The following is a 25045-nucleotide window of genomic DNA, read 5'->3' as shown; positions in this document are numbered from 1 at the left end:
AACACAAGACCGGGAATGAGGAAAACCCGCTAAGGCAACGGAATTCCTGTCATTTCTCCGTCGGGCTTCAGGTTCAGCTTGAGCTGCGACTCATGGCGATGGGACGTCGAGTTCGTCTTCGAGCGTGATTTGCTCGAAGTCGGTCACCAGCGCGTCGATCCGCACGCGCCAGCGGCCGGCAAAGGGAAGCTCCACCTTGCGCGCATGCCAATAGCCGTCCGGCCCCAGCGTGGCCTTCCGCTCCATCGGCTCGATGCCGCGTTCGGGCAGGCTCAGCGTCAACGTCACCTCCTTGGCCTTGAGCGACATCCCCTCGCCGGTCATGAGCTGGAGCACGAAATCGTCGAGCCCCGGCTTGCCCGGAGAGACCAGGACCTGGAACATCGCCTTGTCGCTGTGGATGTGGATCGCCAGCGGTGCCTCCGGAACGATCGTCCGCGGCGGCGGCGTGAAGCGCCAGCCGGCCACCACGGCGAGAATGGCGAGAGCGACAACGCTTTCGAGCAGGATCGATCGCTTGAGGGCGGGCGTCCCGTTCTCGTTCCGGGCCAGAACCGGAGTCAGCCGGAACCGATTGAGCGCGGCCAGCGCCAGCAATCCTGTGACCAGGACGAGCTTGGTCGAGAGGATCAGCCCATAACTCGTCGCGACCAGCGCTCCCGGCTTTTCGAGTTGCACGATCGCGAGTGCGAGGCCAGTCAGGGCCAGCACGCTGACCGCGAGCGCGGCAATGCGGGAAAAGCGGTTCACGATCGGAAGCGTCGCAGTCGTCGGCTTGGACACCAACGCCACGAGTGGAGCCAGCGCGCCGATCCAGAAGGCAACACCGAGGCCATGGAGAAAGATCGCCGGCCGCGTCAGCGTCTCCGGCGGCGCCGTTGCGGCATGCCCGGTCATGGCGAGCGACAGACCGACGCCGATGAAGGCGATCATCGCAAGAGCGCGCGCGTACCATGCGCTGCGCAGCGCCATCCATGCGGACAGCATGGCCGCGAGGGCAACCATCAAGGCAGGGCCCGCACTGGTCGCGAATGCGACCTTCCAGGGACCAGCCGTCCAGAGAGCATCTGGGGGCAGCCCGAGGAGATCTAGCCCCAACGTGCCAACGGACGCTACCGCGCTCGGAAAACCGAGGCCGAGCGCAAGGCGCGGAACAGCCATCCCGATCATCGACCACGCAACCCAGCGCGCGAAGAACACGCCGCCGACCCCGACGAACAGCCCGACATAGAGGCCGACCCGCGTCAGCCAGATCAGCACGGCCAACCCGTTATCCACGGCGGCCGGCGGTTTCGTCGCCGTCGGCATGCCGATCGAGAAGGTCATCGATCCCGTAATGGGATGGCCGTCCTGCGAGATCACGCGATAGCTGACGACCGCGGTCCCCTCGGGCAAGTCGGCCGGCATCGCGACAGAAATCGTCTCGCCCGATGCGCTGACGCGTGGATCGTTCCGCGTCCTGCCCGCACCGTCGATCAGCCGGATCGCGCCGGGCGTCACCGCCTCGTTGAAGCGCAGCTCCACCGTCTTGGGTGCAGTATCGAGCATGCTGCCGCTCGCCGGCTCGACCGAGACCAGCGCGGCGTGCGCCCACGCCGCGCTGGCGAAGCCGGCAGCGAGGAGCAGCGTCGCAAGCGCGGCGAGCAGGCGCATCAGGGTTTTGGCAACAATTTCACGCCGGGCGCCGGCGACTTGCCCTCATGCGAATGCCCTGCCCCCGCCGCCGGAATTTCGATCCAGCGGCTGATGCCGGTTTCGCATTCCTGGACGACGGGGAAGTACAGCGTCGTGTTCGGCTTGAGCTTGTCGGTCAGGAATGTGTGCATGACGAACTCGTCATAGTTCTTGTCCGGCAGCTTGCCGCCGGACCAAGCCACCTCCTTGACGCCGGAGGCCAGCTTGTTGCCGTGATAGTCATATTCGCCGGCATATTTGCCCTCGACGACGTCGACATTCCAGCCCGCCTTCGGCATCGGCTTCACCGCAATCACCCCTTCCGGGATCTGAATGCGGATCTTCACCGTCGGCGAGCCCGAGCAACCGTGCGGCACAGTGAACACAGCCTTGTACGACGTGCCGACCGCGGCTTGCTTGGTCTCGAGCGAGACATGCGCCGCCGCCGGCGAGGCGGCGAACGCGGTGATCAGGAACAGGCAGGATCGCTTCATGTTCAGTCTCCCGAAAACCCAGATCGGTCTCATTTCATCTTCATTCCCGAATGATCCGGCATCTTCTTCATGTCCATATGACCTGAATGTCCATCACCACCCGGCGCCTGCGCACCGACGCCCTGAACATCGAGGGAGACGGCGACTTTGCCGGCCTTCTCGAATTGCAGCGTCACCGGCACCTTGTCGCCCTGCTTGAACGCGCCTTTCAGTTCCTGGAGCATTAAATGATTGCCCCCGGGCGCGAGCTTCACCGTCTTGCCGGGGTCGATCGCGAGCCCCTTGTCGAGCGCACGCATCTTCATGACGCCGTTGTCCATCGCCATCTCATGAATCTCGGCCTTGCCTGCGATATCGGCGGACACGCTGACCAGCCTGTCCGCTGCCGCGCCCTTGTTCTCGATGGTCAGATAACCGCCGGCGACCTTCGCGCCGCCCGGCGTCGCGCGGCTCCATGCCTGCGAGATGACGAGATCGCCGGCCTTGATGTCGTCGGCAAATGCGGCCGCGCTGCCGTTCAGAAGAATGGCGATTGCGAAAAGTGTTTGCAGGCTCTTGCTCATTTTAGTTTCCTCATGGTTGATCTGACCGACCGCGTAAGGTCGTGGTTGTCTCAGCGAACCCGCAGCACTCACCATCGATACCTCATTCCGGTGTAAACTGCCCTCCCCGTTCCGGGTTCGAACAAAGTCGACGCCGCAGTCGCACGATCGATGATGCTGGCGCTCGCAATATAGGTTCGGTTGGTGAGGTTGCGGCCCTCGACGTAGGCCGAGAACGGACCGCCGTTGTCAAAACCGGCCTTCAGTCCCAACAATGCATAAGGCTCCGTCGTCAGCGTATTCATGCTGTCGACGAAATAGGCCTTCGGCACCCATTCGACGTTAGGTCCGATATAGAGGCCGGTCGGATGCTTGTAGAGCAATTCGGCGCGCAGATAATGACGAGGCGCTCCCGGCAACTGATTGTTGCGGAACATGGCATCATTGTCGAAGCGAAAGTCGTTGTAGGTGTAGGCCAGGTTGAGCCACACCTTGTCCGGCGCGCTTCCCGCCACGAAGATATCGCGGAAGATCGCGGCCCCTGCGCCGGCTTCGATGCCCTGGTGGATGGTCCGATCCGCATTGGTCACGTTGCAATTGCCGAAGGCGCTATAGAGGCATAGCAGTTCATCGCGGATGTTGGCGCGATAGGCCGTCAGCTCCCACGAGTAGTCCGGCCGCCGCATGCGCGTCCCGATCTCGTAGGTCGTCGCGAGCTGGGCGTGGATGCTGGTGAACGGAATCGTCGGAATGCCCGGACCATTTGAGCTCTCGCCGAAGCTCGGCACCTCGGCGCTCCGCGAGACGTTGGCGAAAGCCTGCCATGTCGGATCGATTTGCCACAGCAAGCCCGCTTTCGGCGACCACAGATTGAAGCGGGTTGTCCCCGATTGATCGCCGTCGCTGAGAAAACGGTCCTGCCGGCTACGGGTTGCATAGAGAAACTGCGTCCCCGCGATCGCTGCAACGCTGGGAAGGAAATAGAAGCTGTCTTCGACGTAGACGGACGTGTTCCTCGATCGATCGATCGACGATGAGCGCAGAGCTCCCTTTTGTCCGGCAATGTTGGCGAATTGCTGATTGTCGATGCTCCCATTCAGCACGTTGACACCCGCGACCAGCCTGTTGCGGAAGCCGCCGATGAAGCGCTCGTCGGTAACTTTCGCGAAGCCCCCGTAGTCCCTGTAGCGATAGTCGAGCCACTGGAAAATCGGATGCATCAGATGGCGATCGACGCCAAAGGCGCCGAATTCAACCTTGGTCTCGTCGAAACGGATCGTCGTCTTGTTTGCGAGCCTGACCGTGTCGATATTGCGCTGCTGATCCATGGCAACATTTGCCGGAACTGCAGCCTCGGGATTGGTCAGCGCAGACGTCTTGGTGACCGTGCCGGGAATGCGTTGGCGCACCTCGTTGGCATTGAGATAGAAGCGTGTCTCGAAGTCCGGCGAAAACTGATAGCCGACATTGGCGCTGAGACGGTTGCTCGAGCCAAAGCTGTGGTCTCGAAAACCATCCGCGGCCTGCGTCGAGGCCGTGACGAAGCCGTCCCAAGGACCGTTCGTTCCGCCAGCGTTGGCCTGGGCGCGCTTGTATCCAAAGCCGCCAATATCGACGGATACCCCGTTCGGAAACGGATCGCGGCCGGTCGGCGTGACGAAGTTGATCGCTCCGCCAAGCGAGTTCGCTCCGAACTGGAGCGCGTTCCCGCCCTTGTAGACCTCAACGTATTTGTAGGCGGTCGGGTCGATCTCCTGGAAATCGCCGTAACCGTCCGCAGTGTTGATCGGGATGCCGTCCATATAAAGCTGCACACCGCGCAGATGGAAATTGCGCGACAGCCCGGAGCCGCGGATCGAGAGCCGGGTGTCGTCGCCCCATTTGGGCTGGGCAAACACACCGGGCACGTAATCCAGAACGTCCTTGATTGTGCTCGCGGGCGTGGAATTCCGGTAAGCCTCGGCCGTCACCAGCGCCACGCCGCCCGGCGTCTGGTTGATTTCCGCAAGGGCCTGCTGCGCCGTCAGGACGGTCAACGCACCCGGACCGCTGGCGCCCTCCCCTTGCGGACGCGCCTCATGTTGCGGAGCCGAGCTGCGCGCGCGCGTCGACCGCACGGGAGTCCGCCGCGGGTGGGCGGGCGCGGCGCGCTTCTCCCGCGGCGAGTCCACGATCACCGGAGGAAGTTCGCCCCGACTTTCCTGCGCATCGGCAAGCTGTGGGAGGGAGAGAGCAGAGAGAGAAGCAAGCACGATTCCGCGCGCGGAAGCGTGCTGGAACAAACCAAAGCGAGACATATAACAATTCCTGATGCCGGCACGAGCGCCGGTGCATTGCGAATCCCCGTGCAGCAGCCGCCGGGGCAGATTCGTCGCTACGTCAGGAAATGTGAGGGGGCGCGCGCGCCCGGGCGCTCGAGCCCTCGTGCACGGCGATGGCGAGCGCATCCGCCGGATGCCACACCACGCGCTCGGCATGACGGAAGGGAATCGGGAGCGCCGCGTGTGCGGGCGAATCGAGCGACGCGTTGGCCTGGGCCAAGCAACACAGCGCGCACGCGCCGGCATGCGCGATCGGCGCGCCGGTTTGGTCGCTCAGCCCGCCTTGATCGCTCGCACTGTGGCAGATGATTCCGGCGGACAGCGGATCGGCAACGGCCAGGCCGGCCGCAGCGCAGGCGGCAATCGGCGCCAGCACCTGCATCACCAGGGCGAGCAGGACCAGGGGTAGGAATTTCTGTAGCCGTGCGCGCATCCGCCGAACCATTCGTTCGCCTGCCGACTAAACACGGTACCCGGCCCCAAGTCGAGGTCAGTTCAGCCGCCTGCTTGGCCCAGCGCAAATCTGCCGAAAACCGTGCCCGGGTAACCCTGCACGGCACCCCGATGGGGCATTTGAGGCACATCAACCGCCCCGGCCCCTCCACAGATTTCTTATGTTTGTCATATACTTGGCACGGGATGAAACCCAATCGTTTCGTCTACTGATCGAATTTTGAACATTCGTTGCTGAAAATGATGACAAGTGAGAAAAGTTGAACTAGCATCCCTCTTGCTCAGGCGCTGACCGCAAGGTCGAGGCCTGGTGGTCCAAGTCTCGGGAGGAGCCCCTGGCGCGCAAAACGCAGCGTCGCCCCGTCAATCAAGAGCAAATCTTAGAATCGGGGATAATAGGGTCGACACAATTTTCGAGCGGGGCTAGGGCCCCGCTCTTTTTTTGTCCGCGAGGCTGAAGCGCCGATGAAGGCGTCGTCCAATCCGATCGAAATCAGCTTCGAACTCGCGGCCTCGCGCTGTGCGGATCTCACGCCCCTCGTCTACCAACGCCTGTTCGACGCGCATCCCGAAACGCAGGCGATGTTCCGCTCGGGCGGCGCTGACCTCGTGAAGGGGTCGATGCTCGCGCTGACGATCGAGGCTATCCTCGATTTCGCCGGTGAGCGCCATGGGCACTTCCGGCTGATCGCCTGCGAGGCCGCCTCCCACGACGCCTACGGCACGTCGCGGGAGCTGTTCGTCGCGTTCTTCACCGTGATCAGGGATACGTTACGCGATCTGCTGGGCGATGAATGGTCAACCGGGATCGCACAGGCTTGGGACACGTTGCTCGTGGGCATCGACACACTCAGCGGCGCAGCACGCTGACGCTTTGCGCTGCACCAACGCAGCTCGCCGCGCGCGAGTGATTGCGGATTGAGTGGCATCAACTCTTGTGAGACACTTTCGGAGATCGGTAGCGCTATCAATGACGCACCGACGACAAAATACATGGGAGCGAGCGATGTCCGGGACGAAAGATTTCTCGACGACGAGGCGCGATCTTCTTCAGGCGGCAGCGACCGCCGGCGCCGGAGCTGCCCTGTTCGGCAGCATGGGTATCAATCCAGCACTGGCCGCCGAAGTCGGACGCAGCGAGAAGCCGCTGAAGGCGGCGTTCTCCAATGCGGGCCTCCAGGCCACCTGGTGCGCCCAAGGCAAGAAGGCCGCGGAATTCTGGGGCAAGCTGTTCAACGTCGAGGTGACCTGGTTCGACGGTCAGCTCGACGCGGTGAAGCAGCGCGCGGCAATCGACAACATGGCCTCGCAGAAATGGGACTTCGTCGCGATCCAGGCCTTCGGCATCGGCACCCTCACCCAGCCCGTGCAGAAGATGATCGACGCCGGCACGCCTGTGATCGACATGGACACGCTGATCGCGCCGCTCGATCAGATCAACGTCCACTCCTTCCTCGCTCCCGACAACGAGTTCATGGGCGCCTCGGTGACCCAGGCGCTGTGCAATGCCATGGGCGGCAAGGGCAAGATCATCATGACGCAAGGCGCGCTCGGCCATACCGGCGCGCAAGGACGGGCCAAGGGCTTCACCTCGGTGGTCAAGCAATTCCCGGGCATCGAGGTGCTCGACACCCAGCCGGCCGACTGGGACGTCTCCAAGACGGCGCGTCTGTGGGAAACGTATCTGACCAAATATCCGCAGATCGATGCGGCGTTCTTCCACAATGACGACATGGCGCTCGCCGCCGCCAACATCATGAAGGCGCGGGGCCGCACCAACATCCTGATCGGCGGCGTCGACGCCATGCCGCCGGCGATCCAGGCAGTGAGCGAAGGCCGCATGTTCGCGACCGTGCGCAATCCTTCCTGCCGCATCCACGGCGGCGCCATCATCGCGGGCGTCTCGGCTGTGGTCGGCGGCGAGAAGAGCGGTCAGGGCATTCCCAAGAACGTGGTCACCGACGGCCCCGTCGTGACCAAGGCCAACGCCGCGGGGATGCAGTGGATGCAGGATCACTACCTGATCTGAGCCTCCAAGATCTCAACTTTCATGTCAGAGGGTCGCTCGCCCATCCTTGAACTGCAGGGCATCACGAAGAGCTTCGGCGGTGTCGAAGCGCTTCGTGGTGTCGATTTGGCGCTCCTTCCCGGCGAGATCCACGGTCTCGTCGGCGAGAACGGCGCCGGAAAAAGCACGCTGATGAAGATCATCGCCGGCGTGCACACCGAGTTCTCCGGCCGCTTCCTGATCGACGGCGCGGAGACGCATTTCCGTTCGGCGCGTGATGCACACGCGGCCGGCATCGCCATGGTGCATCAGGAGCTCTCTGTCGCACCGGACCTGACCGTCGCCGAGAACGTCTTCCTGGGTAACCAGCCGACCAACGCCCTCGGCCTCGTGCAGTGGCGACGGATGGCGCGCGAAGCGGGCGAACAGCTCGCCCGCTTCGGCATCGACGTTAATCCGATGTCGAGACTCGGCGACTTACCCATCGGGCTGCAGCAGCTGATCGAGATCGCCCGCGTGCTGTTCTCCGGCGCCCGCATCGTCATCTTGGACGAGCCGACCTCCGCCCTCTCCCCGCCGGAGGTCGAGCGCCTGTTCGCCACGCTCCGGCGACTGCGCGAGGAAGGCACTGCCATCGTCTTCATCTCGCACTTCATCGAGGACATTTTACGCGTCTCCGACACCGTGACCGTGTTCCGCAACGGGCGGAAGGTCGCGGAGACGGCGAGCGCTGCCACCAGCAAGGGCGCGTTGATCGAGGCCATGATCGGCCGCGGCGGCGAAGCGCTCGAGCACAGCTACACCGACGATCTGCTGCTGCCGCGCCCAAGTGAGAGCCCGGTCGTCCTGAAGGTCGACCAGCTGTCCCTGGCCCGCAGCTTGCGGGCCGTCTCGTTCGAGGCCCGCGCCGGCGAGGTGCTCGGCATCTACGGCTTCATGGGCTGCGGCCAGCAGGAGCTGTCGCGCATCCTGTTCGGCAAGCTGAAGCCGGACAGCGGCACGCTTCTCGTCGATGGCAAGCCAAAGACCTTCGCCAGCACGGCGGCGGCACGGCGTGCCGGCGTGGCGCTGGTGCCCGAGAGCCGGCGCGACATGCTGTTTCACCAGGAGCCGGTCTACAAGAACATCTCGATCAGCATCCTGGATCGCATCTCGTCTTTGCTGTTGAAGCCGGCCCAGGAGCGCGACATTGCTCAGCGTCAGGTCGAGCAGTTGCAGATCAGGCCCCCGGTGGTCGGTCTCGACCTCGGCATGCTCTCGGGCGGCAACCAGCAGAAGGTCGCGCTAGCGAAATGGCTGACCTACCCGCCCAAGCTTCTGGTGCTGTGCGAGCCGACCCGCGGCATGGATGTCGGCGCCAAGAACGACGTCATCAACATCGTCCGCGATCTCCGCGCCAAGGGGCTTGCGATCATCGTGCTGTCGACCGAGCCGGAAACGGTGCTGTCGCTGGCAAACCGCATCCTCGTGCTCAAGCGCGGCGCTTTGGTGCGGGAATTCAGGAACGAGCCGGTCAGCAAGGACCGCCTGCTGGAAGCGGCGTGACGGAGAAGCATTATGGCGAGCAGTGACACGGTTCCAGCGGCGGGTGCGCGGGCGCGGGGGCTCGCGCCCTTCCTGCGCTCGCAGATGCGCAACATTGCGCCGTTCCTGACGCTGATTTTCCTGACCGCCTTCTTCGCCTTTGCCAGCCCCTCCTTCGCGACGCTGGACAATCTCGGCAACATCCTCACGCAAGTGTCGATCACCGGCATCATCGCGGTCGGCCTCACCTTCGTGATCCTCTGCGCCGAGATCGACCTCTCGATCGCGGCCATCGCCAACGTCACCGGCATCGCGGTCGCCTACTTCACGCTCCAGGAATCCTACGTCAACATCGCCAATGTGCCGCTGCCCGGCGCGGTCGCAATTCTCCTCTCGATCCTGCTCTGCGCCCTGCTCGGCCTCGTCAATGCGCTGGGGCTGACCGTGATCGGAATCCCCTCCTTCATCATGACCTTGGCGATGATGCAGATCGCCGCCGGCGTCTCGGCGCTCCTGGTGCGCGGCCAGATCGCCTACAAGGTGCCGAGCCTGATCACGACGCTCGGCTCGGGCTCGATCGGCGGCATCCCCTGGCTCGTCATCGTCGCCGCCATCATGCTGCTCGCCGGCCATCTGGTGCTGACCTACACGCGCTTCGGCCGCTACGTCTACATGGTCGGGGGCAATCGCGAGGCGGCCGAATATTCCGGCCTCAACGTCAAGCTCATCCTCGGCGCCGTCATGGTGATCTCGGCGGTCTGCTCGGGCATCGGCGGCATGCTCGGCGTCGCCCATTTCGGCAGCGCGCAGCAGAACGAGTTCGACACCTATCTGCTCGACTCCATCGCCGCCGTCGTCGTCGGCGGTACCAGCCTGTTCGGCGGCCGCGGCGGCATCGGCAACACCATCGTCGGCCTGTTCGTGCTCGGCGTCCTCAACAACGGCCTCGACCACGTCAACATCGACAGCTTCCTGAAGATCCTGATCCGCGGCCTGATCCTGCTGGCGGCGCTGGTCATCAACGTCTATGCGCAGCGCTTGAGGGAGAAAGCCGCGGAGTAAGGCGCCCCGCGCATCAAAAAGTGCGAAAACAACCCCATGCACAGTAGCCGGGGCTAGCGATATCAATGGGTTGCGGCAACCGCCGGACGACTTCTGATTTGACGCAATCCGTTTGACGCGTCGGGCAAAACACCGCCATGCCGTCTCCATGGCGGTCACCTCGAACGTGAATGGTGGAATGCCCCGGGTACCTCTGTCATTGCACGGCGGCGGAGAGCGGAAGAACCTCGAGAACGCCGTTAGCTTCCCTCCTTCCCGTGCGGCGGCAGCTGCGAAAACCTGAAATCGCAATGGCTGGCGCCGCCGGCCAGCGTTTGCGTCCGTTCCAGACGGATACCGCGCGTCGCGTATGCGTCGAAATCGAGCCCGCAGATGTTCGGCAGGATATCCTTGTCGCCGTGGCGTGCGGCGAATTTGCAGAAGCCGCAGGCCTTGTAGTTGATGCCGAATTCGAAATCGTCATTCGGGCCCGGCTCGACGAAATCGTAGACGAAATCGCCCGGGAACGCGTCCCTGTGGCTTTTCGTGACGCTTTTCGCGGCTTGCTCGCGCAGCAAATTCTTGTTTTCCGACGACATGAATTGGCGTCCCGCGGCGAGACGTTCCGCCTCGGGCACCGTGAGCAACTGCGCCTTGTAGGTTTCCCGCTCGATGTCGCCGATCACCGGCATCGGCACGCCATGTCGCCGGAGCACGCGGCTGATGGCCATGAAGCCCAGGAGACGCATGAAAAAATCGCTCATGCGGTTTGCTGCTCCTCCAACGTAGGGCGTCTGGGCAAGCACAAGCGCGAATTCGTTCATCACCTCCTGCCGGATCGCATCGAAATCGGGCAGGTCCGCGCGCTCGCGCAGCATTGGTTCGGCGAGGTCGAGCCGGTGGCGCATTGCGGCTTCCATTGCCGCACGATGGACCTCGTAAAAGGGATGGATGGTCTCAGCCATGGGTACACCTGACGCAGTTGACTTATTGCGCGTTCGCCGAGCTGGCTTCATGCCGCGGCGATCGCCTCGATCTCCAGCAGCCATTTGCTGTCGACGGTTTGCGCGATCATGACGGTCAGCGCGGGCTCGTGTCCCGCCAGCATCTTGCGGCGCACGCCACGATTGGGCACGACCTGACTGAGGTCGGTCAGGAACGTGGTGACCTTCACCAGATTCGTTACATCGAGGCCGGCAGCGGCGAGTACCTCGATGACATTGCGCCAGGCTTGCTCGCATTGTGCCTCGAAACCGTCCGGCACGCTGCCGTCCGATGTCGCCGGCACCTGTCCGCTGATGAACAGCAGGCGACGATGCTGACTGAGTTCAAGTCCCATGCTGTAGCCGCTGGCCGGAGCATGGATCGTTGCGGGATTGTGAGTGACGATTTGGGCTGGCGCCATGTTGTTTCTCCAGATTGCGGGATGACCGTATCCGGAGGCGGCGCCGCGGCGCAAAGCATCATTCCTGCGGTTCAGCGCAAGAAAATCTATTGCAAGGCCGGGCTCCATCGGTGTCAAAGTGCGGCGCGATGACCTACGCCCTTCCCCCGCTCAACGCGCTGCGCGCCTTCGAGGCCGCCGCGCGACACCTCAGCTTCAAACTGGCCGCGCACGAGCTCCACGTCACGCCCGCCGCCGTGGGGCAGCAGGTGAAGGCGCTGGAGGCGCGCCTCGGCGTGCGCCTGTTCGATCGGCTGCACAAGCAGCTCATCCTCACCCCAGCAGGCCGGGCCTATCTGCCCGGGATATCCGAGGGCTTTCGTCACATTGCCGAGGCGACCTCGCATCTGAAGCCGGCAGGTGCGGTGCTGCTGCAATTGGGGGTCCATGGCACCATCGACCTGCGCCGCCTCGATCTCGCGGAGTTTCGCAGCGCACACTCGGACATCGGTCTGCGGGTGCTGCAGCCTGCCGGCCTGCACGAGCTGGTCGAGGGCAAGGTCGACCTGCTGATAGCTCGCGGACTTGGCCACCATCCGGGCTATCGCTGCGATCGGATCAGTGAGGGATCTGGTCCAGGCGATTGGCTGATTGCGCCCGAAGGCACGGCGGATTGCCCGGAAGTCGTCAGCTTCCGTGAATGGCTACGCGCTCTACCGGCCGAGAACCCGCGCGCAAGCCACCACCGCCCTCGCCTGGTCGGCATCAGCGGACGTTGAGGCGCCTTGCGGTGCGTCGTCGCCCAGCCAGAAGCACTGAACATTTTTCGTGATCGACGCGACCAAGCTCAGGATCGTTATCTGGGCCCCAAGGACCGCCGAAAAATGAGACGCGGAACACTGGCTATCCTGCTGGCCGGCAGCCTGGTCGCCGCGACGGCGGCAATGGCGATCCCTGTCACGCCAGACCCTGTTCGCGACAGCCCGACGAACACCATCCAGATCAACTGGTCCCGCACCACGCGGACGAACGGTTTTGTCGACAATACATGGTGGGCACTGAGGGACCGTTGCGCCCCGGACTATCTTGGCGAGCGCCTGCTCTGCGATGCCGTCGGGCTTCTGGCACGGGCCACGAGCCGGACGTTCGAAGCCAGGATGTCCGACGACATTGGCCTGCCGCTCGCCGACCGTTGGAGCCTGATGACCGCGAAGAATTCACCCTACATCAGGTCGGCTCACGTCGAGACGCCGCTCGGTCTCGAGGCCGTGCTCGGCGTCTATCGCGCCGCCCTTGAAAAGCGCGGCTGGACTGAAAACGGCGGTGCAGTCGTCGAGCCTGACAGAGCCGTTGTCGCCTTCACGACGTCGGATGGGCCGGGGCTGCTCCGGCTTGTCCGTCAGGACAACACGACGATCGCCGACCTTTCGCTGCGCAAGCCGTTGGCTGCCACAGCCGGTATTCGCCCGGCGTCGGGACAAGTGACGTTGCTGCTCGGCAACAAGACGGATGAAGCGGCGGACATCACCATCAATGAGCGAACCATCAGACTGGCGGCTCGCGCCGGAGAGAAACTGATGGACACCGACGCCGCCGCAGACAAGCTGCCCGAGAACCAGAAGATCGATCTGCCGCCGGGCAGGTACAAGGTCACCCTCAAGCTCGAAGGCGGCGCGGCGCAGAAGCGGGAGTTCGAGGTCGCGGCCGACGAGACCTGGGGCCTGCTGGTCGGCCCCGATGGCACACCGCTCCCGATGCGGCTTTATTGAGCGCGCGTCTGTGCTGGATGGCAACGTCGCAAGAGCTCCTCGCCATGACGGAGTCTGCGAGGTCGCTTTTCGCGACGTCTTCAGCCGGATAGCTCCGCTTGCCAATCGCGCAGTCTTCGCGCGGCGCTCGTGACGTCGGCGATTGTCCGAAATGTCCCCGTCTCCATCATCATCGCCCGTGCGAGCCGCACGGCGCGGGCTTCGCTGATGGCGCGCTTCTTCGGATCCTCGATCAGCTCGAAATCGATGTTGTGGGCGAGACCGAAGATGCGGCGGATGATTTTTGCGGCGGCGAAGCCGACGGCATCAGTGAACAGGCGCTGCATGTAGGCCTGCCGTTCGGCCTCCAGCCGTGCTGCGCCCGGCTCCCCCGCGAAGAGCGAGGCCGGATAGGCGTCGCCTGCTCCGCCCGCGCGCCAGAGTTCGAGGAATTTCCGGACGAACCCGTGCCAGACCTGCTCGACCGTCTCCAGCACCCAGGTCTCGAACGCGGCCCGCTCGCCCGGCGAGCGCTCGTGGCCGGCGGAGGCGAAAAAGGCCATCAAGAGGTTGGCCAGCACGGCGCCGACGTCGAACCCCATCGGGCCGTAGAAAGCAAATTCCGGATCGATCACCCGCGTCTGGCTGTCCGTAACCATGATCGAGCCGGTGTGGAGGTCGCCGTGCAGCAGAGCTTCCGGGCTCGCCATGAATTTAAGCTTGAGGCGGGAGACCGCAACGTGCAGCTCCATGTCGTCGCGCAGCTCGGCAGCCAGGCCGTCGAGATAGGGCGCGGTCCAGCGGTTCTGCTCGGCAATACGGTAGGGATCTGTGAAGATCAGGTCCTCGGTGATCTTGCAGAGCGCGTGGTTGCCGGCGAAGGCGGCGATCCCCTCCTTCTTCTCTGCCGCCGACAATGCGAGGTCGGAGGTGAAGAACAGGGTCCGCGCCATGAACGTGGTGATGTCGTCCACGAAGCGCGGATAGCGCGTTCCCGCGACCAGCCCCTTGCGCATGATGATGTGGGGCTCGAGCAGCTCCATGACCGTCAGCGCCAGCGCCTCGTTATGATGCAGCACTACCGGGACGAGGCCGGGCGCGAACCGGGCGTGCCTGGACAGCGCCAAATATTCGTAATGGGCCCTCGACAGCGGCAACGGCCAGCTCTCGCCGACGAGACGGACATAAGGCAGCGCCTGCTTCACCGCGATGCCGCCACGTGCACCCTTCACGATGAAGACGAGATTGAGATTGCCGTCGCCGACCTCGGTGATCGCCCAGGATGCCGGCGGGCCGCCCAGTCGGGCTGCGACATCGAAGACATCCGCAATGTAGTCCCGCAGATCGGCTTCCTGGAGAATCCGATAATCCTGGCGCCGCGGATCGGCCAACGTTCGAGGCGATGAACTCATGCCGGTCTCCCCCCTCTGCCGGCGGAAGCAATCGTGCACTCCCATGTCAGGATTCAGGCCGGCCTTGTTTTCAGGCCATCATAGTCGCAAAGGACGCCATCGCCTATCGCGACGATCATTCAGCTCGACCGGGCGCGTCGATGAGCTGTGCCAGCCAGACGGTGTGGCCCCCGCAAGCGGGGTCCTCGACCACATGCGCCGCGACGCGAAAACCGTTCCGATCGAGCAGCGCGCGATATTCGCTTGCATCCAGGCTCGCGTGATACAGCGTCTCACCCCCCAATTGTCCGGTCGCCTCGCCATGCGCCGGACCGCTCGTGAACATCAGCACCGCGCCTGGTGCGGCGTGCTCGCGAAAGCGCGAAAACATGCGGCGCTGGTCATCAAAGGACAAGTGAAAGAAGCTGTCCCAGGCCAGGATGCCGCAAAAGCGGCGCTGCAATGCAAGCCGCCGCATGTCGCCGACGATCCATTCCTGCTCCGGAAAACGACGTCGGCAGGCTGCAATCATCGCCGGCGCAGAATCCACGCCGGCGACGCTGAGACCGCAACCGATCAGGTATCCGGCAATCGGCATGGCCGAACCGCAGCCCAAATCGAGCACCGCGCCGCCCGGAGGCAGCAGCGCTCGGAAGCGGTCGACCCAGGCGCGTTCGAACAGGCCGCTCCGGGCACGCCGCTCGATCCAGTCCGATGCATGGCGCTGGTAGAGATCGACGATTCGGTCGGCGGCGTCGGATGATGTCATTTTCGTTCTCGCGCGGTGCTTCGTCCCGGGCTCCTCCGGCTCCGGTCCGTTTCAAGACGATCTACCACGTCCTGGCGCGCTGTCCCCGGCCGGCCGTTGCAGCGCGCGCTTCTACGGCCGCGCGGGCCGGGACGCTTCGCCGCGCATGAGCGTTGGCGACTTCGGGAACTCAAGCGGGCTGAGACAGTTTCGCTTGTCTTGGATCTCACGGAGACGTCAATGGCCCGCGGAATGCCTTCCATGACTGCCCTGCTGGCGATGCTGGCAATAGCTGGCTACCAAAACCGCGACAAGCTGGCCGAAATGCTCAAAGGTTCAGGCGCGGGATCTGCTGGCGGAGGACCTGCCGGCGCGAATGCTCAGGAGCCGCTCGGGGGGCTGCTCGGCAACCTCGGCGGCATGCTCGGCGCAGGCGGGATCGGGGGTCTGCTCAATGGCGGAATTGGCGAGCTCCTGGAAAGGTTTAACCAGAATGGCAAGGGCGAGATCGCCGATTCCTGGGTAAAGCCCGGCCCCAACAAAGAAATCTCTCCGCCTGAGCTGAAAACTGCCGTCGGCGCCGACCTGCTCGAGCAACTCGAACAGCAGACGGGGCTCTCGCAGGACGAGATCCTCGCAAGGCTGTCCCGGGAATTGCCCGCAGCGGTCGACAAGTACACGCCGGACGGGCGCCTGCCCCAGGCTTGAATCTGCTCAACGTGAAGAGGTTTTGGACATGAGCATTCTCTGGACGATCATCATCGGCTTCATCGCCGGCGTCATAGCCAAGTTCATCATGCCCGGGGACAACGAGCCGTCGGGCTTCATCCTGACGACCATCCTCGGAATCGTTGGCGCTTTCGTTGCGACCTACCTCGGCCAGTCACTCGGCTGGTATCGTCCCGGAGAAGGCGCGGGATTGATCGGTGCGGTCGTCGGGGCGATCATCGTGCTGTTCGTCTATGGCATGGTTGCAGGCCGGCAACGCCGAGCCATCTGACCGCCGCGCGTAAAGCCTCCCTTGCAGGGACGCCCTCGCGCGAGAATCGTGCAGGCCTTGCCGAGTTCACGCCCGGCGAGGCCGAACCGTTACTCGCGCTCCAGGAAGCTCGAGCCGATCTCGGCCTTTTTCTTGATGGGATCGTAATCACAATAAACGAGGTCCGCCACCAGCGTGTAGCTGGCACTGACGGTGTATTTGTCCGTCTTGACCGAGTTCAGGCCGATCACCGAGGTGCTCTTGCCGCCGTTCCATTTGAACGGCGTCGAGCTCTTGGTCTGCTCGCAGGCCATCACGGCTTCGTTGAAGACATAGCCCTCGACGAATGCCTTCAGCGTCCGCACCTGCACGGCCATCTTCCATTCGATATAGCCGACGGCGCCGAGCCCTGCGACGATCAGCACCAGAAGCGCAATGACGATCCTCTGAAAAGTCATGTGTCCCCCAAAAATGTCGTCAGCAAAGGCGACTAAAACGGCATTCCCATCAGTTTCGACAGGCGCTCGATCGAGAGATAGCCGGCGTTGAAGGCGATCATGCCGAGGCCATAGATGATCGCAGAGATGATCGTGGTCCAGATCAGCTTGCGGCCCATCCGGGTCAGGATCGGGGCACCGGGGTCGGTGCCGGGCGCGCCGACGCCGTCCTCGTGCTGGCTGCGCACGCCGAACGGCAGCGTCAGGAACAGCGCGACCCACCAGATGACGAAGTAGATCGCGATCGCGGTCGATATCTGGATGGCCATGGGACGGCCTTACGCCTGCTCGATTTCGACCAGCGCCCCGGAAAAATCCTTCGGGTGCAGGAACAACACCGGCTTGCCGTGGGCACCGATCTTCGGCACGCCGTCGCCGAGCACGCGAGCCCCCTCCTTCACCAGCGTGTCGCGCGAGGCGATGATATCCACGACCTCGTAGCAGACATGGTGGATGCCGCCGTCGGGATTGCGCTCGACGAATTTTGCGATCGGCGAGGCCTCGCCGAGCGGCTCAATGAACTCGATCTTGGTGTTGGGGAGCGTGGCGAACACGGTGATGACGCCGTGCTCGGGCAGCGGAACGGCCTCCGAGATCTCGGCACCGAACGCCGCGCCATAGATCCTGGCGGCCTTGACGGCATCCTTGGTCGCGATCGCGACATGGTTGAGCCGGCCCAGCATGGTTCTCTCCCCTTAGACTGTCAGTACGTGTACCAGACAGGGGGGCTTTTTGCCCCAATGTTCGTTGATGACGGCCCGGACAGCGCGTCGCACCGACTCGGCGAGAGCGTCAGCATCGCGGCGGCGCGCCTTCGGCAGTCCCTCGATGGTCGACATCACGGCATCGAAGACGAGGTCGTCGAAGGGCTCGCCCGCCCTGTTCTTCTCGGGGATGCCGACGAGATCCACCTCGGGATCGTCGGCAAGCTCGCCCTGCTCGGTCATGGCAATCGCGACGAAGGCGCAGCCGGAGAAGGCCATGCGCCGACGCTCGACCACCGCGCGGGATTTGGAATCCTCCAGGATCGTGCCGTCCTTGTACAGACGGCCCGACGGCACCTCGCCAATGATGCCGGGATCGCCGGGGCCGAGCTTGACGAGGTCGCCGTTGCGGCAGACCAGCACGCGCGGCACGCCGGCAGCGCGCGCCAGCTTGGCGTGCTCGTGCAGATGCAGGGCCTCTCCATGGACGGGGATCAGGAGCGGCGGCCTGGTCCAGGCGATCAGGTCGCGCAATTCGTCGCGACGGGGATGACCGGAGACGTGGACCAGAGCGTCGCGGTCGGTGATGATCTCGACGCCCTGCAGGACCAGATTGTTGACGATCGAGCCGACCGCCTTCTCGTTGCCCGGGATGGTGCGTGAGGAGAAGATGACGCTGTCGCCGCGGTTGAGCGTGATCTCGGGATGGTCGTCATTGGCGATGCGCGCCAGCGCGGCGCGCGGCTCGCCCTGGCTGCCGGTGCAGAGCGCCAGCACCTTGTCCTGCGGAAGGTGGCCGTAGATGTCGGGCGAGCGGAAATTCTGCACGCCGTCGAGATAGCCGGTCTCGCGCGCGACCTGAACCACGCGCTCCATGGCGCGGCCGACCACGACGACTTCGCGGTCGGAAGCTTTCGCAGCGGCGGCCACCGCCTTGATGCGGGCGACGTTGGAGGCGAAGGTCGTGACGGCGACGCGGCCCTTGGCCGCCTTCACGAGGTCGATGATGGTCTGGGCGACGTCCGCTTCCGAAGGCGAGCGGCCGTCGCGCACCGCGTTGGTGGAATCGCCGATCAGGGCGATCAGGCCCTCATCGCCCAGTTCGCGCAGCCGCTTCTCGTCGGTCGGACGTCCGAGGGTCGGCGTCGGGTCGATCTTCCAGTCGCCGGTGTGCAGCACCGTGCCGGCCGAGGTGTGGATCGCCAGCGCGTGTGCCTCGGGAATGGAGTGCGCGACGGGGATGAACTCGACGTTGAACGGGCCGACATCGACGCGGCCGCCCGACGGCACCACCGTCACCGGGATCTTCGGCGCGTTGCGCTCGGCGGCGCATTTGGCCTCGAACAAAGCGGCACTGAACTGCGTCGCATAGATCGGGCATTTCAGCTTGGGCCAGAGGTCGATGATGGCGCCGAAATGGTCCTCATGGGCGTGGGTCAGCACCAGCCCCATCAGGTTCTTGCGTTCCTTCTCCAGGAAGCTGATGTCGGGCATGATCAGGTCGATGCCCGGCAGATGCTCCTCGTCGCCGAAGGAGACGCCGAGATCGACCGCGAGCCAGGCCCGCTGCTGGCGGCTGCCGAGGCCGTAGATCGACAGGTTCATGCCGATCTCGCCGACGCCGCCAAGCGGCGCAAATACCAGTTCCTCGGGCTTCGCCATCACGCAGCTCCCACGGAGGCGACCGGGCCGAAGAACACCTCGCCCGCGGCGACCGGTACGCGGCGGCCCTCCGCGGTACGGACGATCAGGCAGCCGGTGTCGTCGATGGTGTCAAAAATGCCTTCCAGCGTCGTCGTTCCCGTGTGGATCGCGACCTTCTCCCCGAGACCGGCGGCGCGCTCCAGCCACAGCCTGCGGATCTCGGCGAAGCCGCGGCCATTGTCCCAGATGCCGCGGAACTCGACCCAGGCGTCGGAGAGCGCCGAGAACAGCTCCTCCGCGCTGATTTGGACGCCGAGCGCAGCCAGGGACACCGCAGGCGTCGGCGTACCCTCAGGCGCGGCGACGACATTGGTACCCATGCCCGCCACCACAGCGAGGCGATCGCCGATGGCCTCGGCTTCGAGCGCTATGCCGACCAGCTTCTTGCCACCGGCGAGCACGTCATTCGGCCATTTCAGGGCGTAGCGGGGGCGGCCCTCGCCGAGCCGCAGCGCGGCCTCGAGGCTGACCTTTTCCAGCGCCGCCTCTTCGGCGAGCCCCGCGGCAAAGCCGAGCGTGGCGGCGACGGCAGGGGCGACGTCCATGACTTCGAGGATGCTGGCGGCGAGATTGCCGCGCGGCGCGATCCAGGCGCGCTGGCGGCGGCCGCGGCCGGCGGTCTGTTCCGACGTGACGAACCAGATCGGGCCACGCTCGCCGGCCCTCGCCCGCTCGATCGCCTCGGTATTGGTCGAGCCGATCCGTTCGAACGCCGCGAGCTTGTAGCCCGCGGCCGATGCGCGAGGACCGAGCGCGAAAGCCATCCTAGAACAGCGACTTTGCGGCGGCGGACGCGACGCTCACCACCGGACCTGCGAACAGCGCAAACAGGATGTTGAACAGGCCGAACACCGCCAGCACCGTCTTCACCTCGACGCGCACCGGATCGACCTGCCCGGCCGGCTCGTCGAAATACATCGTCTTGACGATGGCGAGGTAGTAGTAGGCTCCGACCACACTGGTCAGCACGCCGACGACGGCGAGCGTGAACAAATTCGCCTTGATGGCGGCGACGAAGACATACCACTTGGCGAAGAAGCCGGCGAGCGGCGGGATGCCGGCGAGCGAGAACAGCAGCATCGCGAACATGAAGGCAAGCAGCGGATTGGTGCGCGACAGACCAGCGAAATCGCTGATCTGCTCGACGGCCTGGCCGTTGCGGCGCATGGCGAGGATGATCGAGAACGAGCCCAGCGTCATCGCGACATAGATCACGATGTACATCAAGACGCCCTGCGCGCCCTCGACCGTGCCCGAGGCAAGGCCGACCAAAGCAAAACCCATGTGGCCGATCGAGGAGTACGCCATCAGGCGCTTGATGTTGCTCTGGCCGATCGCGGCGAACGAACCCAGCGCCATCGAGGCGATCGCCACGAACACCAGGATCTGCTGCCACTGCGAGACGATGCCCGGGAATGCGGTCAGTGTGACGCGGGTGAAAACCGCGAGCGCGGCCACCTTCGGCGCCGAGGCGAAGAAGGCGGTGACCGGGGTCGGCGCGCCCTCATAGACATCAGGCGTCCACATGTGGAACGGCACGGCCGAGACCTTGAAGCAGAGGCCGACGAGCAGGAAGACGAGGCCGAACACGAGGCCGACATTCGAGACCGTCGCCGCCGCAGCGATGCCGGTGAAGCTGACAGTTCCGGTAAAGCCGTAAATGAGCGAGGAGCCGTAGAGCAGCATGCCCGACGACAGCGCGCCGAGCACGAAGTACTTCAGACCGGCTTCGGTCGACTTGGCGTTGTCGCGGTTGGAGGCCGCCACGACGTAGAGCGCAAGCGACATCAGTTCGAGGCCGAGATAGAGCGAGATCAGGTCGCCGGCCGAGATCAGCACCATCATGCCGAGGGTCGAGAGCAGCACCAGGATGGCGTATTCGAAGATGCGGCGCGAGGGGTCGGACAGGAACTCGGTCGACAGCACCAGCGTCACCGCCGAGCCGATCAGGGCCAGGATCTTCATGAAGCGGGCGAAGTCGTCGACGATGAAGCTGCCGCCGAAGGTCACATGCTTGCCCGCGGGCAGCATGTATTCGAGCATGCCGACCACCCCCAAGAGCACGACCGCCAGCGAGGTGATTGCGCCGGTCGTCCCCTGCCCGCGATAGGCTCCCAGCATCAGGAGCGCCATGGCGCCGACCGCGAGCACGATCTCGGGCAGCACCGGCGCCAGTTGATAACCTGCAGTCTCAAAGCTCATGGCGATATCCTGACCTGCCCGATCACTGGAGCAGTGCGGCGGCCTTCACGGCCGTCACAGCGGTGTTGTAGTTGTTGACGAGTTGCTGGACCGAGGCGGCCGACATGTCGAGCACCGGCTTCGGGTAGACGCCGAACAGGATCGTCAGCGCGATCATCGGGAACAGCGTCAGGCACTCGCGGAAAGTGAGATCCTTCATGCTCGCGAGCTGCGGCTTGACCAGCGCTCCGAACACGACCTTGCGGTAGAGCCACAGCGCGTAGCACGCCGACAGGATCACGCCGAAGCTGGCGAAGAACGCCGTCGGGATCGAAACCTTGAAGGTGCCGAGCAGCGTCATGAACTCGCCGACGAAGCCGCTCGTGCCGGGCAGACCGACATTGGCCATGGTGAAGACCATGAATGTCATCGCGTAGAGCGGCATCCGGTTGACGAGGCCGCCATAGGCCGCGATCTCGCGGGTGTGCAGACGGTCGTAGACGACGCCGACGCAGAGGAACAGCGCGCCGGAGACGATGCCGTGCGAGATCATCTGGAACACGCCGCCGGCGACGCCCTGCATGGTGCCCGCGAAGATGCCCATGGTGACGAAGCCCATATGCGCCACCGACGAGTAGGCAATCAGTTTCTTCATGTCCTCCTGCATCAAGGCAACCAGCGAGGTGTAGATGATGGCGATGGCCGAGAGCGTGAAGACCAGCGGCGCGAAGTCGTGCGAGGCTAGCGGGAACATCGGCAGCGAGAAGCGCAGGAAGCCGTAGCCGCCCATCTTCAGCAGAATCGCGGCGAGGACCACCGAGCCCGCCGTCGGCGCCTCGACATGCGCGTCGGGAAGCCAGGTGTGTACCGGCCACATCGGCATCTTCACCGCGAAGGAGGCGAAGAAGGCGAGCCAGGCCCAGGTCTGCAGGGACCGCGGCACGGCGGTGTGCATCAGGGTCGGGATATCGGTGGTGCCGCCGTTCCAGTACAGCGCCATGATGGCGAGCAGCATCAGGACCGAGCCGAGCAGCGTGTAGAGGAAGAACTTGAATGACGCGTAGACCCGGCGCGGACCGCCCCAGACGCCGATGATCAGGAACATCGGGATCAGGCCGCCCTCGAAGAACAGATAGAACAGCACGAGATCGAGCGCGGAGAAGGTGCCGATCATCAGCGTTTCCAGGATCAGGAACGCCATCATGTATTCGCGGACGCGGTTGGTGATCGCCTTCCAGCTCGCGATGATGCAGAACGGCATCACCGCGGTGGTGAGGATCACCAGCGGCAGCGAGATGCCGTCGACGCCCATGTGGTAGGTGATGCCTGTGGCGAGCCAGTTCGCCTTCTCGACGAACTGGAAGTCGGGATTCGACGGGTCGAAGCGCATGACCAGGATCACCGACACCGCGAAGGTGATCAGCGTGGTCCAGAGCGCGATCCAGCGCGAGTTGCGCTTGGCCGCCTCGTCATCGCCGCGGCTGAGATAGACGATCAGCGCGCCGACCAGCGGCAGGAACGTCGTGACCGAAAGAATGGGCCAGGTTGTCATTTACTGGCCTCCAAAGCCGAACATGAACCAGGTGATCAGGCCGGCGGCGCCGATCAGCATGGCGAACGCGTAGTGATAGAGATAGCCGGTCTGGATCTTCACGACGTTGCGGGTGACGTCCAGGACCCGGGCCGAAACGCCGTCGGGACCGAGGCCGTCGATGATGAAGCCGTCGCCCTTCTTCCAGAGCTGGTAACCGATCCACTTCGCCGGACGGACGAAGATGATGTCGTAGAGCTCGTCGAAGTACCATTTGTTGAGCAGGAACTGGTACAGCATCGGCTGCGTGTTCGCGAGCTCGACCGGCAGGTAGGGCCGGCGGATATAGAACAAGTACGACACCAGGAAGCCCAGCACCATCATCACGGTCGGCAGCAACGCGATGGCCTGCGGGATGTGGTGCATCTCCTCGATGATGTGCGGATTCATCTTCACGGACTCGCGGAAGAACTCCTCGATGCCGTGACCGGCGAACAGCTCCTTGAACGGCAGGCCCGCGACGAACGAGCCGACCGCGAGCACGCCGATCGGGATCAGCATCCAGATCGGAGCCTCATGCGCGGCCTCATAGTGATGCTCGTCATGCGGCTCTCCGTGGAAGGTCTTGAAGATCAGGCGCCAGGAGTAGAACGAGGTCAGGCCGGCCGCGACGACCGTCATCAGGAAGCCGTACACTCCGAACGGATTATGCGAGGCGTAGGCCGCTTCGATGATCGCGTCCTTGGAGAAATAGCCCGCGGTAAGCGGGAAGCCGGTCAGCGCCAGCGTGCCGACCACCATCACCGCATAGGTGTAGGGGATCTTCTTCCAGAGGCCGCCCATGTTGCGGATGTCCTGCTCGTGGTGCATCGCGTAGATCACCGAGCCGGAACCCAGGAACAGCAGCGCCTTGAAGAAGGCGTGCGTGAACAGATGGAACATGCCGACCGAGTAGGCCCCTGCTCCCATCGCCACGAACATGTAGCCGAGCTGCGAGCAGGTCGAATAGGCGACGATGCGCTTGATGTCGTTCTGGACGAGGCCGATGGTCGCGGCGAAGAACGCCGTGGTGGCGCCGAAGAACATCACGACGGCCTGCGCGTTCGGGGCGAGTTCGAACAGCGGCGACAGGCGCGCCACCATGAACACGCCGGCGGTGACCATGGTCGCGGCGTGGATCAGCGCGGAGACCGGGGTCGGGCCTTCCATCGCGTCCGGCAACCAGGTGTGCAGCAGGAACTGTGCCGACTTGCCCATCGCACCCATGAACAGGAGGAGACAGGTCAGCGTCAGCGCGTCGGCATGCCAGCCGAGGAAGTTGATGGTCTTGCCGGTTAGGCCAGGCGCGGCATGGAAGATGGTCTCGAAATCGGTCGAGCCGGCCAGCATGAAGACCGCGAAGATGCCGAGCGCGAAACCGAAGTCGCCGACACGGTTGACGACGAAGGCCTTGATTGCGGCGGCGTTCGCCGACGGCTTCTGGTACCAGAATCCGATCAGCAGATAGCTGGCCAGACCCACACCTTCCCAGCCGAAGAACAACTGCACGAGGTTGTCCGCCGTCACCAGCATCAGCATGGCGAAGGTGAACAGCGAGAGATAGCCGAAGAAGCGCGGCCGGTTCGGATCCTCGTCCATGTAGCCGATGGAATAGAGGTGCACGAGCGAGGAGACGGTGGTCACCACCACCAGCATCACGGCCGTGAGCGTGTCGACGCGCAGCGTCCACCAGACCTGGAGGTCGCCCGAGAAGATCCAGGGCAGCATCTGGATCCTGTAGTCGTGGTGCATGAAGCCGACATCGACCAGCGTCATCCAGGACAGCGCCGCCGAGACGAACAGCAAAGCCGTCGTGATCAGCTCGGCGCCGCGCGAGCCCGCCGCGGCGGGCTCGGTCGGGCCATGGCCGTGATCGTCGTGGCCATGGTCGTCATGCCCATGAGAGTCGTGGGCCGCCGACGCGTGGGCATCGCCATGGCCATGGTCGCCGTGATGATCGAGCTCGTCGCCCGAGGGGTTGCGGGCATGCGCGCCGAATAGCGCGATCAGGCCGGCCAGAACGGCGCCCAGCAGAGGCAGAAAGACAATTGCCTGAACCATGACTTACTCTTTCCGCATGAT

25 protein-coding genes are annotated in these 25045 nt (G+C 64.2%); 8 read left to right on the top strand and 17 right to left on the bottom strand.

Going from position 1 to position 25045, the window contains the following annotated elements; genetic code table 11:
• Positions 1 to 90: 90 nt before the first annotated feature.
• From RX330_RS18275 to RX330_RS18255, 5 genes are all read right to left on the bottom strand, one after another.
• The gene (locus RX330_RS18275; protein WP_317239333.1) at positions 91 to 1653 is read right to left on the bottom strand and encodes a copper resistance protein CopC; all 1563 of its coding nucleotides are present in this window, start codon (positions 1651 to 1653) and stop codon (positions 91 to 93) included.
• Positions 1653 to 2168 carry a YcnI family protein gene (locus RX330_RS18270; RefSeq protein WP_317239332.1) on the bottom strand — a complete coding sequence of 172 codons (516 nt, stop codon included), beginning with the start codon at positions 2166 to 2168 and terminating at the stop codon, positions 1653 to 1655. Before RX330_RS18270 ends, RX330_RS18275 begins: the two co-directional genes overlap by 1 nt.
• Before the next feature lie 29 nt (positions 2169 to 2197).
• Entirely contained in the window at positions 2198 to 2731 is a 534-nt protein-coding gene (locus tag RX330_RS18265) for a copper chaperone PCu(A)C (RefSeq protein WP_317239331.1), read from the bottom strand.
• A 68-nt stretch (positions 2732 to 2799) separates the two neighbouring features.
• Entirely contained in the window at positions 2800 to 5007 is a 2208-nt protein-coding gene (locus RX330_RS18260) for a TonB-dependent receptor family protein (protein WP_317239330.1), read from the bottom strand.
• Positions 5008 to 5089: 82 nt separating this feature from the next.
• On the bottom strand, positions 5090 to 5476 hold the full coding sequence (locus RX330_RS18255) for a DUF2946 family protein (protein WP_317239329.1): 387 nt from the start codon (positions 5474 to 5476) through the stop codon (positions 5090 to 5092).
• A 473-nt stretch (positions 5477 to 5949) separates the two neighbouring features.
• Here RX330_RS18255 and RX330_RS18250 point away from each other — a divergent pair, with 473 nt between their 5' ends.
• From RX330_RS18250 to RX330_RS18235, 4 genes are all read left to right on the top strand, one after another.
• Positions 5950 to 6354 carry a globin gene (locus tag RX330_RS18250; protein ID WP_317239328.1) on the top strand — a complete coding sequence of 135 codons (405 nt, stop codon included), beginning with the start codon at positions 5950 to 5952 and terminating at the stop codon, positions 6352 to 6354.
• Between the two features lie 136 nt (positions 6355 to 6490).
• The gene (locus RX330_RS18245; RefSeq protein WP_212089969.1) at positions 6491 to 7513 is read left to right on the top strand and encodes a sugar ABC transporter substrate-binding protein; all 1023 of its coding nucleotides are present in this window, start codon (positions 6491 to 6493) and stop codon (positions 7511 to 7513) included.
• 21 nt (positions 7514 to 7534) lie between these two features.
• Positions 7535 to 9037 (top strand): sugar ABC transporter ATP-binding protein, encoded by a 1503-nt coding sequence (locus tag RX330_RS18240; RefSeq protein ID WP_317239327.1) that lies wholly within the window; start codon positions 7535 to 7537, stop codon positions 9035 to 9037.
• Between the two features lie 12 nt (positions 9038 to 9049).
• Positions 9050 to 10078 carry an ABC transporter permease gene (locus RX330_RS18235; protein WP_212089965.1) on the top strand — a complete coding sequence of 343 codons (1029 nt, stop codon included), beginning with the start codon at positions 9050 to 9052 and terminating at the stop codon, positions 10076 to 10078.
• 239 nt (positions 10079 to 10317) lie between these two features.
• On the opposite strand, the gene RX330_RS18230 is transcribed toward RX330_RS18235, so the two are convergent.
• Complete coding sequence (locus RX330_RS18230) at positions 10318 to 11022, bottom strand: L-2-amino-thiazoline-4-carboxylic acid hydrolase (RefSeq protein ID WP_317239326.1); 705 nt, start codon at positions 11020 to 11022, stop codon at positions 10318 to 10320.
• 47 nt (positions 11023 to 11069) lie between these two features.
• Complete coding sequence (locus RX330_RS18225; RefSeq protein WP_317239325.1) at positions 11070 to 11570, bottom strand: RidA family protein; 501 nt, start codon at positions 11568 to 11570, stop codon at positions 11070 to 11072.
• 20 nt (positions 11571 to 11590) lie between these two features.
• On the opposite strand from RX330_RS18225, the gene RX330_RS18220 reads away from it, so the two are divergent.
• A complete protein-coding gene (locus RX330_RS18220; protein WP_317239324.1) occupies positions 11591 to 12220 on the top strand; it encodes a LysR family transcriptional regulator in 630 nt (209 codons plus the stop codon).
• 6 nt (positions 12221 to 12226) lie between these two features.
• Positions 12227 to 13210, top strand: a complete 984-nt coding sequence (locus RX330_RS18215) for a hypothetical protein (RefSeq protein ID WP_317239323.1) — start codon at positions 12227 to 12229, stop codon at positions 13208 to 13210.
• Between the two features lie 80 nt (positions 13211 to 13290).
• On the opposite strand, the gene mtnK is transcribed toward RX330_RS18215, so the two are convergent.
• Entirely contained in the window at positions 13291 to 14601 is a 1311-nt protein-coding gene (gene mtnK, locus RX330_RS18210) for an S-methyl-5-thioribose kinase (protein ID WP_317239322.1), read from the bottom strand.
• A 115-nt stretch (positions 14602 to 14716) separates the two neighbouring features.
• Entirely contained in the window at positions 14717 to 15349 is a 633-nt protein-coding gene (locus RX330_RS18205; protein WP_317239321.1) for a class I SAM-dependent methyltransferase, read from the bottom strand.
• A 219-nt stretch (positions 15350 to 15568) separates the two neighbouring features.
• Here RX330_RS18205 and RX330_RS18200 point away from each other — a divergent pair, with 219 nt between their 5' ends.
• Entirely contained in the window at positions 15569 to 16036 is a 468-nt protein-coding gene (locus tag RX330_RS18200) for a YidB family protein (RefSeq protein WP_317239320.1), read from the top strand.
• Positions 16037 to 16064: 28 nt separating this feature from the next.
• Positions 16065 to 16328, top strand: a complete 264-nt coding sequence (locus tag RX330_RS18195) for a GlsB/YeaQ/YmgE family stress response membrane protein (protein ID WP_317239319.1) — start codon at positions 16065 to 16067, stop codon at positions 16326 to 16328.
• Between the two features lie 89 nt (positions 16329 to 16417).
• Here the strand turns inward: RX330_RS18195 and RX330_RS18190 are convergent, their stop codons facing one another.
• The 8 genes from RX330_RS18190 to nuoL are packed head-to-tail and all read right to left on the bottom strand — an operon-like array spanning position 16418 to position 25024.
• Positions 16418 to 16765, bottom strand: a complete 348-nt coding sequence (locus RX330_RS18190) for a hypothetical protein (RefSeq protein ID WP_212089935.1) — start codon at positions 16763 to 16765, stop codon at positions 16418 to 16420.
• A 32-nt stretch (positions 16766 to 16797) separates the two neighbouring features.
• Positions 16798 to 17073: a DUF1467 family protein gene (locus RX330_RS18185; RefSeq protein WP_212089933.1), complete on the bottom strand. Its 276-nt coding sequence runs from the start codon at positions 17071 to 17073 to the stop codon at positions 16798 to 16800.
• A 9-nt stretch (positions 17074 to 17082) separates the two neighbouring features.
• Positions 17083 to 17487 (bottom strand): methylmalonyl-CoA epimerase, encoded by a 405-nt coding sequence (gene mce, locus RX330_RS18180; protein ID WP_212089931.1) that lies wholly within the window; start codon positions 17485 to 17487, stop codon positions 17083 to 17085.
• Between the two features lie 12 nt (positions 17488 to 17499).
• Entirely contained in the window at positions 17500 to 19170 is a 1671-nt protein-coding gene (locus RX330_RS18175; protein WP_317239318.1) for a ribonuclease J, read from the bottom strand.
• A complete protein-coding gene (locus RX330_RS18170) occupies positions 19170 to 19976 on the bottom strand; it encodes a biotin--[acetyl-CoA-carboxylase] ligase (protein ID WP_212089927.1) in 807 nt (268 codons plus the stop codon). Before RX330_RS18170 ends, RX330_RS18175 begins: the two co-directional genes overlap by 1 nt.
• Position 19977: 1 nt before the next feature.
• A complete protein-coding gene (gene nuoN, locus RX330_RS18165) occupies positions 19978 to 21414 on the bottom strand; it encodes an NADH-quinone oxidoreductase subunit NuoN (RefSeq protein WP_317239317.1) in 1437 nt (478 codons plus the stop codon).
• Between the two features lie 22 nt (positions 21415 to 21436).
• On the bottom strand, positions 21437 to 22945 hold the full coding sequence (locus tag RX330_RS18160; protein ID WP_212089923.1) for an NADH-quinone oxidoreductase subunit M: 1509 nt from the start codon (positions 22943 to 22945) through the stop codon (positions 21437 to 21439).
• Positions 22946 to 25024 (bottom strand): NADH-quinone oxidoreductase subunit L, encoded by a 2079-nt coding sequence (nuoL, locus tag RX330_RS18155; RefSeq protein WP_212089921.1) that lies wholly within the window; start codon positions 25022 to 25024, stop codon positions 22946 to 22948.
• Positions 25025 to 25045 lie beyond the last annotated feature (21 nt).

Origin of the sequence: Bradyrhizobium sp. NDS-1 (assembly GCF_032918005.1) — a bacterium.
Lineage (GTDB): Bacteria > Pseudomonadota > Alphaproteobacteria > Rhizobiales > Xanthobacteraceae > Bradyrhizobium > Bradyrhizobium tunisiense.
This window is presented reverse-complemented; position numbering and strand designations above follow the sequence as displayed.

Bases quoted from the DNA above. Each gene is read 5' to 3' on its own strand.
- RX330_RS18275 (WP_317239333.1), bottom strand. From the start codon at position 1,653: ATGCGCCTGCTCGCCGCGCTTGCGACGCTGCTCCTCGCTGCCGGCTTC.
- RX330_RS18270 (WP_317239332.1), bottom strand. From the start codon at position 2,168: ATGAAGCGATCCTGCCTGTTCCTGATCACCGCGTTCGCCGCCTCGCCG.
- RX330_RS18265 (WP_317239331.1), bottom strand. From the start codon at position 2,731: ATGAGCAAGAGCCTGCAAACACTTTTCGCAATCGCCATTCTTCTGAAC.
- RX330_RS18260 (WP_317239330.1), bottom strand. From the start codon at position 5,007: ATGTCTCGCTTTGGTTTGTTCCAGCACGCTTCCGCGCGCGGAATCGTG.
- RX330_RS18255 (WP_317239329.1), bottom strand. From the start codon at position 5,476: ATGGTTCGGCGGATGCGCGCACGGCTACAGAAATTCCTACCCCTGGTC.
- RX330_RS18250 (WP_317239328.1), top strand. From the start codon at position 5,950: ATGAAGGCGTCGTCCAATCCGATCGAAATCAGCTTCGAACTCGCGGCC.
- RX330_RS18245 (WP_212089969.1), top strand. From the start codon at position 6,491: ATGTCCGGGACGAAAGATTTCTCGACGACGAGGCGCGATCTTCTTCAG.
- RX330_RS18240 (WP_317239327.1), top strand. From the start codon at position 7,535: ATGTCAGAGGGTCGCTCGCCCATCCTTGAACTGCAGGGCATCACGAAG.
- RX330_RS18235 (WP_212089965.1), top strand. From the start codon at position 9,050: ATGGCGAGCAGTGACACGGTTCCAGCGGCGGGTGCGCGGGCGCGGGGG.
- RX330_RS18230 (WP_317239326.1), bottom strand. From the start codon at position 11,022: ATGGCTGAGACCATCCATCCCTTTTACGAGGTCCATCGTGCGGCAATG.
- RX330_RS18225 (WP_317239325.1), bottom strand. From the start codon at position 11,570: ATGGAGCCCGGCCTTGCAATAGATTTTCTTGCGCTGAACCGCAGGAAT.
- RX330_RS18220 (WP_317239324.1), top strand. From the start codon at position 11,591: ATGACCTACGCCCTTCCCCCGCTCAACGCGCTGCGCGCCTTCGAGGCC.
- mtnK (WP_317239322.1), bottom strand. From the start codon at position 14,601: ATGAGTTCATCGCCTCGAACGTTGGCCGATCCGCGGCGCCAGGATTAT.
- RX330_RS18205 (WP_317239321.1), bottom strand. From the start codon at position 15,349: ATGACATCATCCGACGCCGCCGACCGAATCGTCGATCTCTACCAGCGC.
- RX330_RS18200 (WP_317239320.1), top strand. From the start codon at position 15,569: ATGGCCCGCGGAATGCCTTCCATGACTGCCCTGCTGGCGATGCTGGCA.
- RX330_RS18195 (WP_317239319.1), top strand. From the start codon at position 16,065: ATGAGCATTCTCTGGACGATCATCATCGGCTTCATCGCCGGCGTCATA.
- RX330_RS18190 (WP_212089935.1), bottom strand. From the start codon at position 16,765: ATGACTTTTCAGAGGATCGTCATTGCGCTTCTGGTGCTGATCGTCGCA.
- RX330_RS18185 (WP_212089933.1), bottom strand. From the start codon at position 17,073: ATGGCCATCCAGATATCGACCGCGATCGCGATCTACTTCGTCATCTGG.
- mce (WP_212089931.1), bottom strand. From the start codon at position 17,487: ATGCTGGGCCGGCTCAACCATGTCGCGATCGCGACCAAGGATGCCGTC.
- RX330_RS18175 (WP_317239318.1), bottom strand. From the start codon at position 19,170: ATGGCGAAGCCCGAGGAACTGGTATTTGCGCCGCTTGGCGGCGTCGGC.
- RX330_RS18170 (WP_212089927.1), bottom strand. From the start codon at position 19,976: ATGGCTTTCGCGCTCGGTCCTCGCGCATCGGCCGCGGGCTACAAGCTC.
- nuoN (WP_317239317.1), bottom strand. From the start codon at position 21,414: ATGAGCTTTGAGACTGCAGGTTATCAACTGGCGCCGGTGCTGCCCGAG.
- RX330_RS18160 (WP_212089923.1), bottom strand. From the start codon at position 22,945: ATGACAACCTGGCCCATTCTTTCGGTCACGACGTTCCTGCCGCTGGTC.
- nuoL (WP_212089921.1), bottom strand. From the start codon at position 25,024: ATGGTTCAGGCAATTGTCTTTCTGCCTCTGCTGGGCGCCGTTCTGGCC.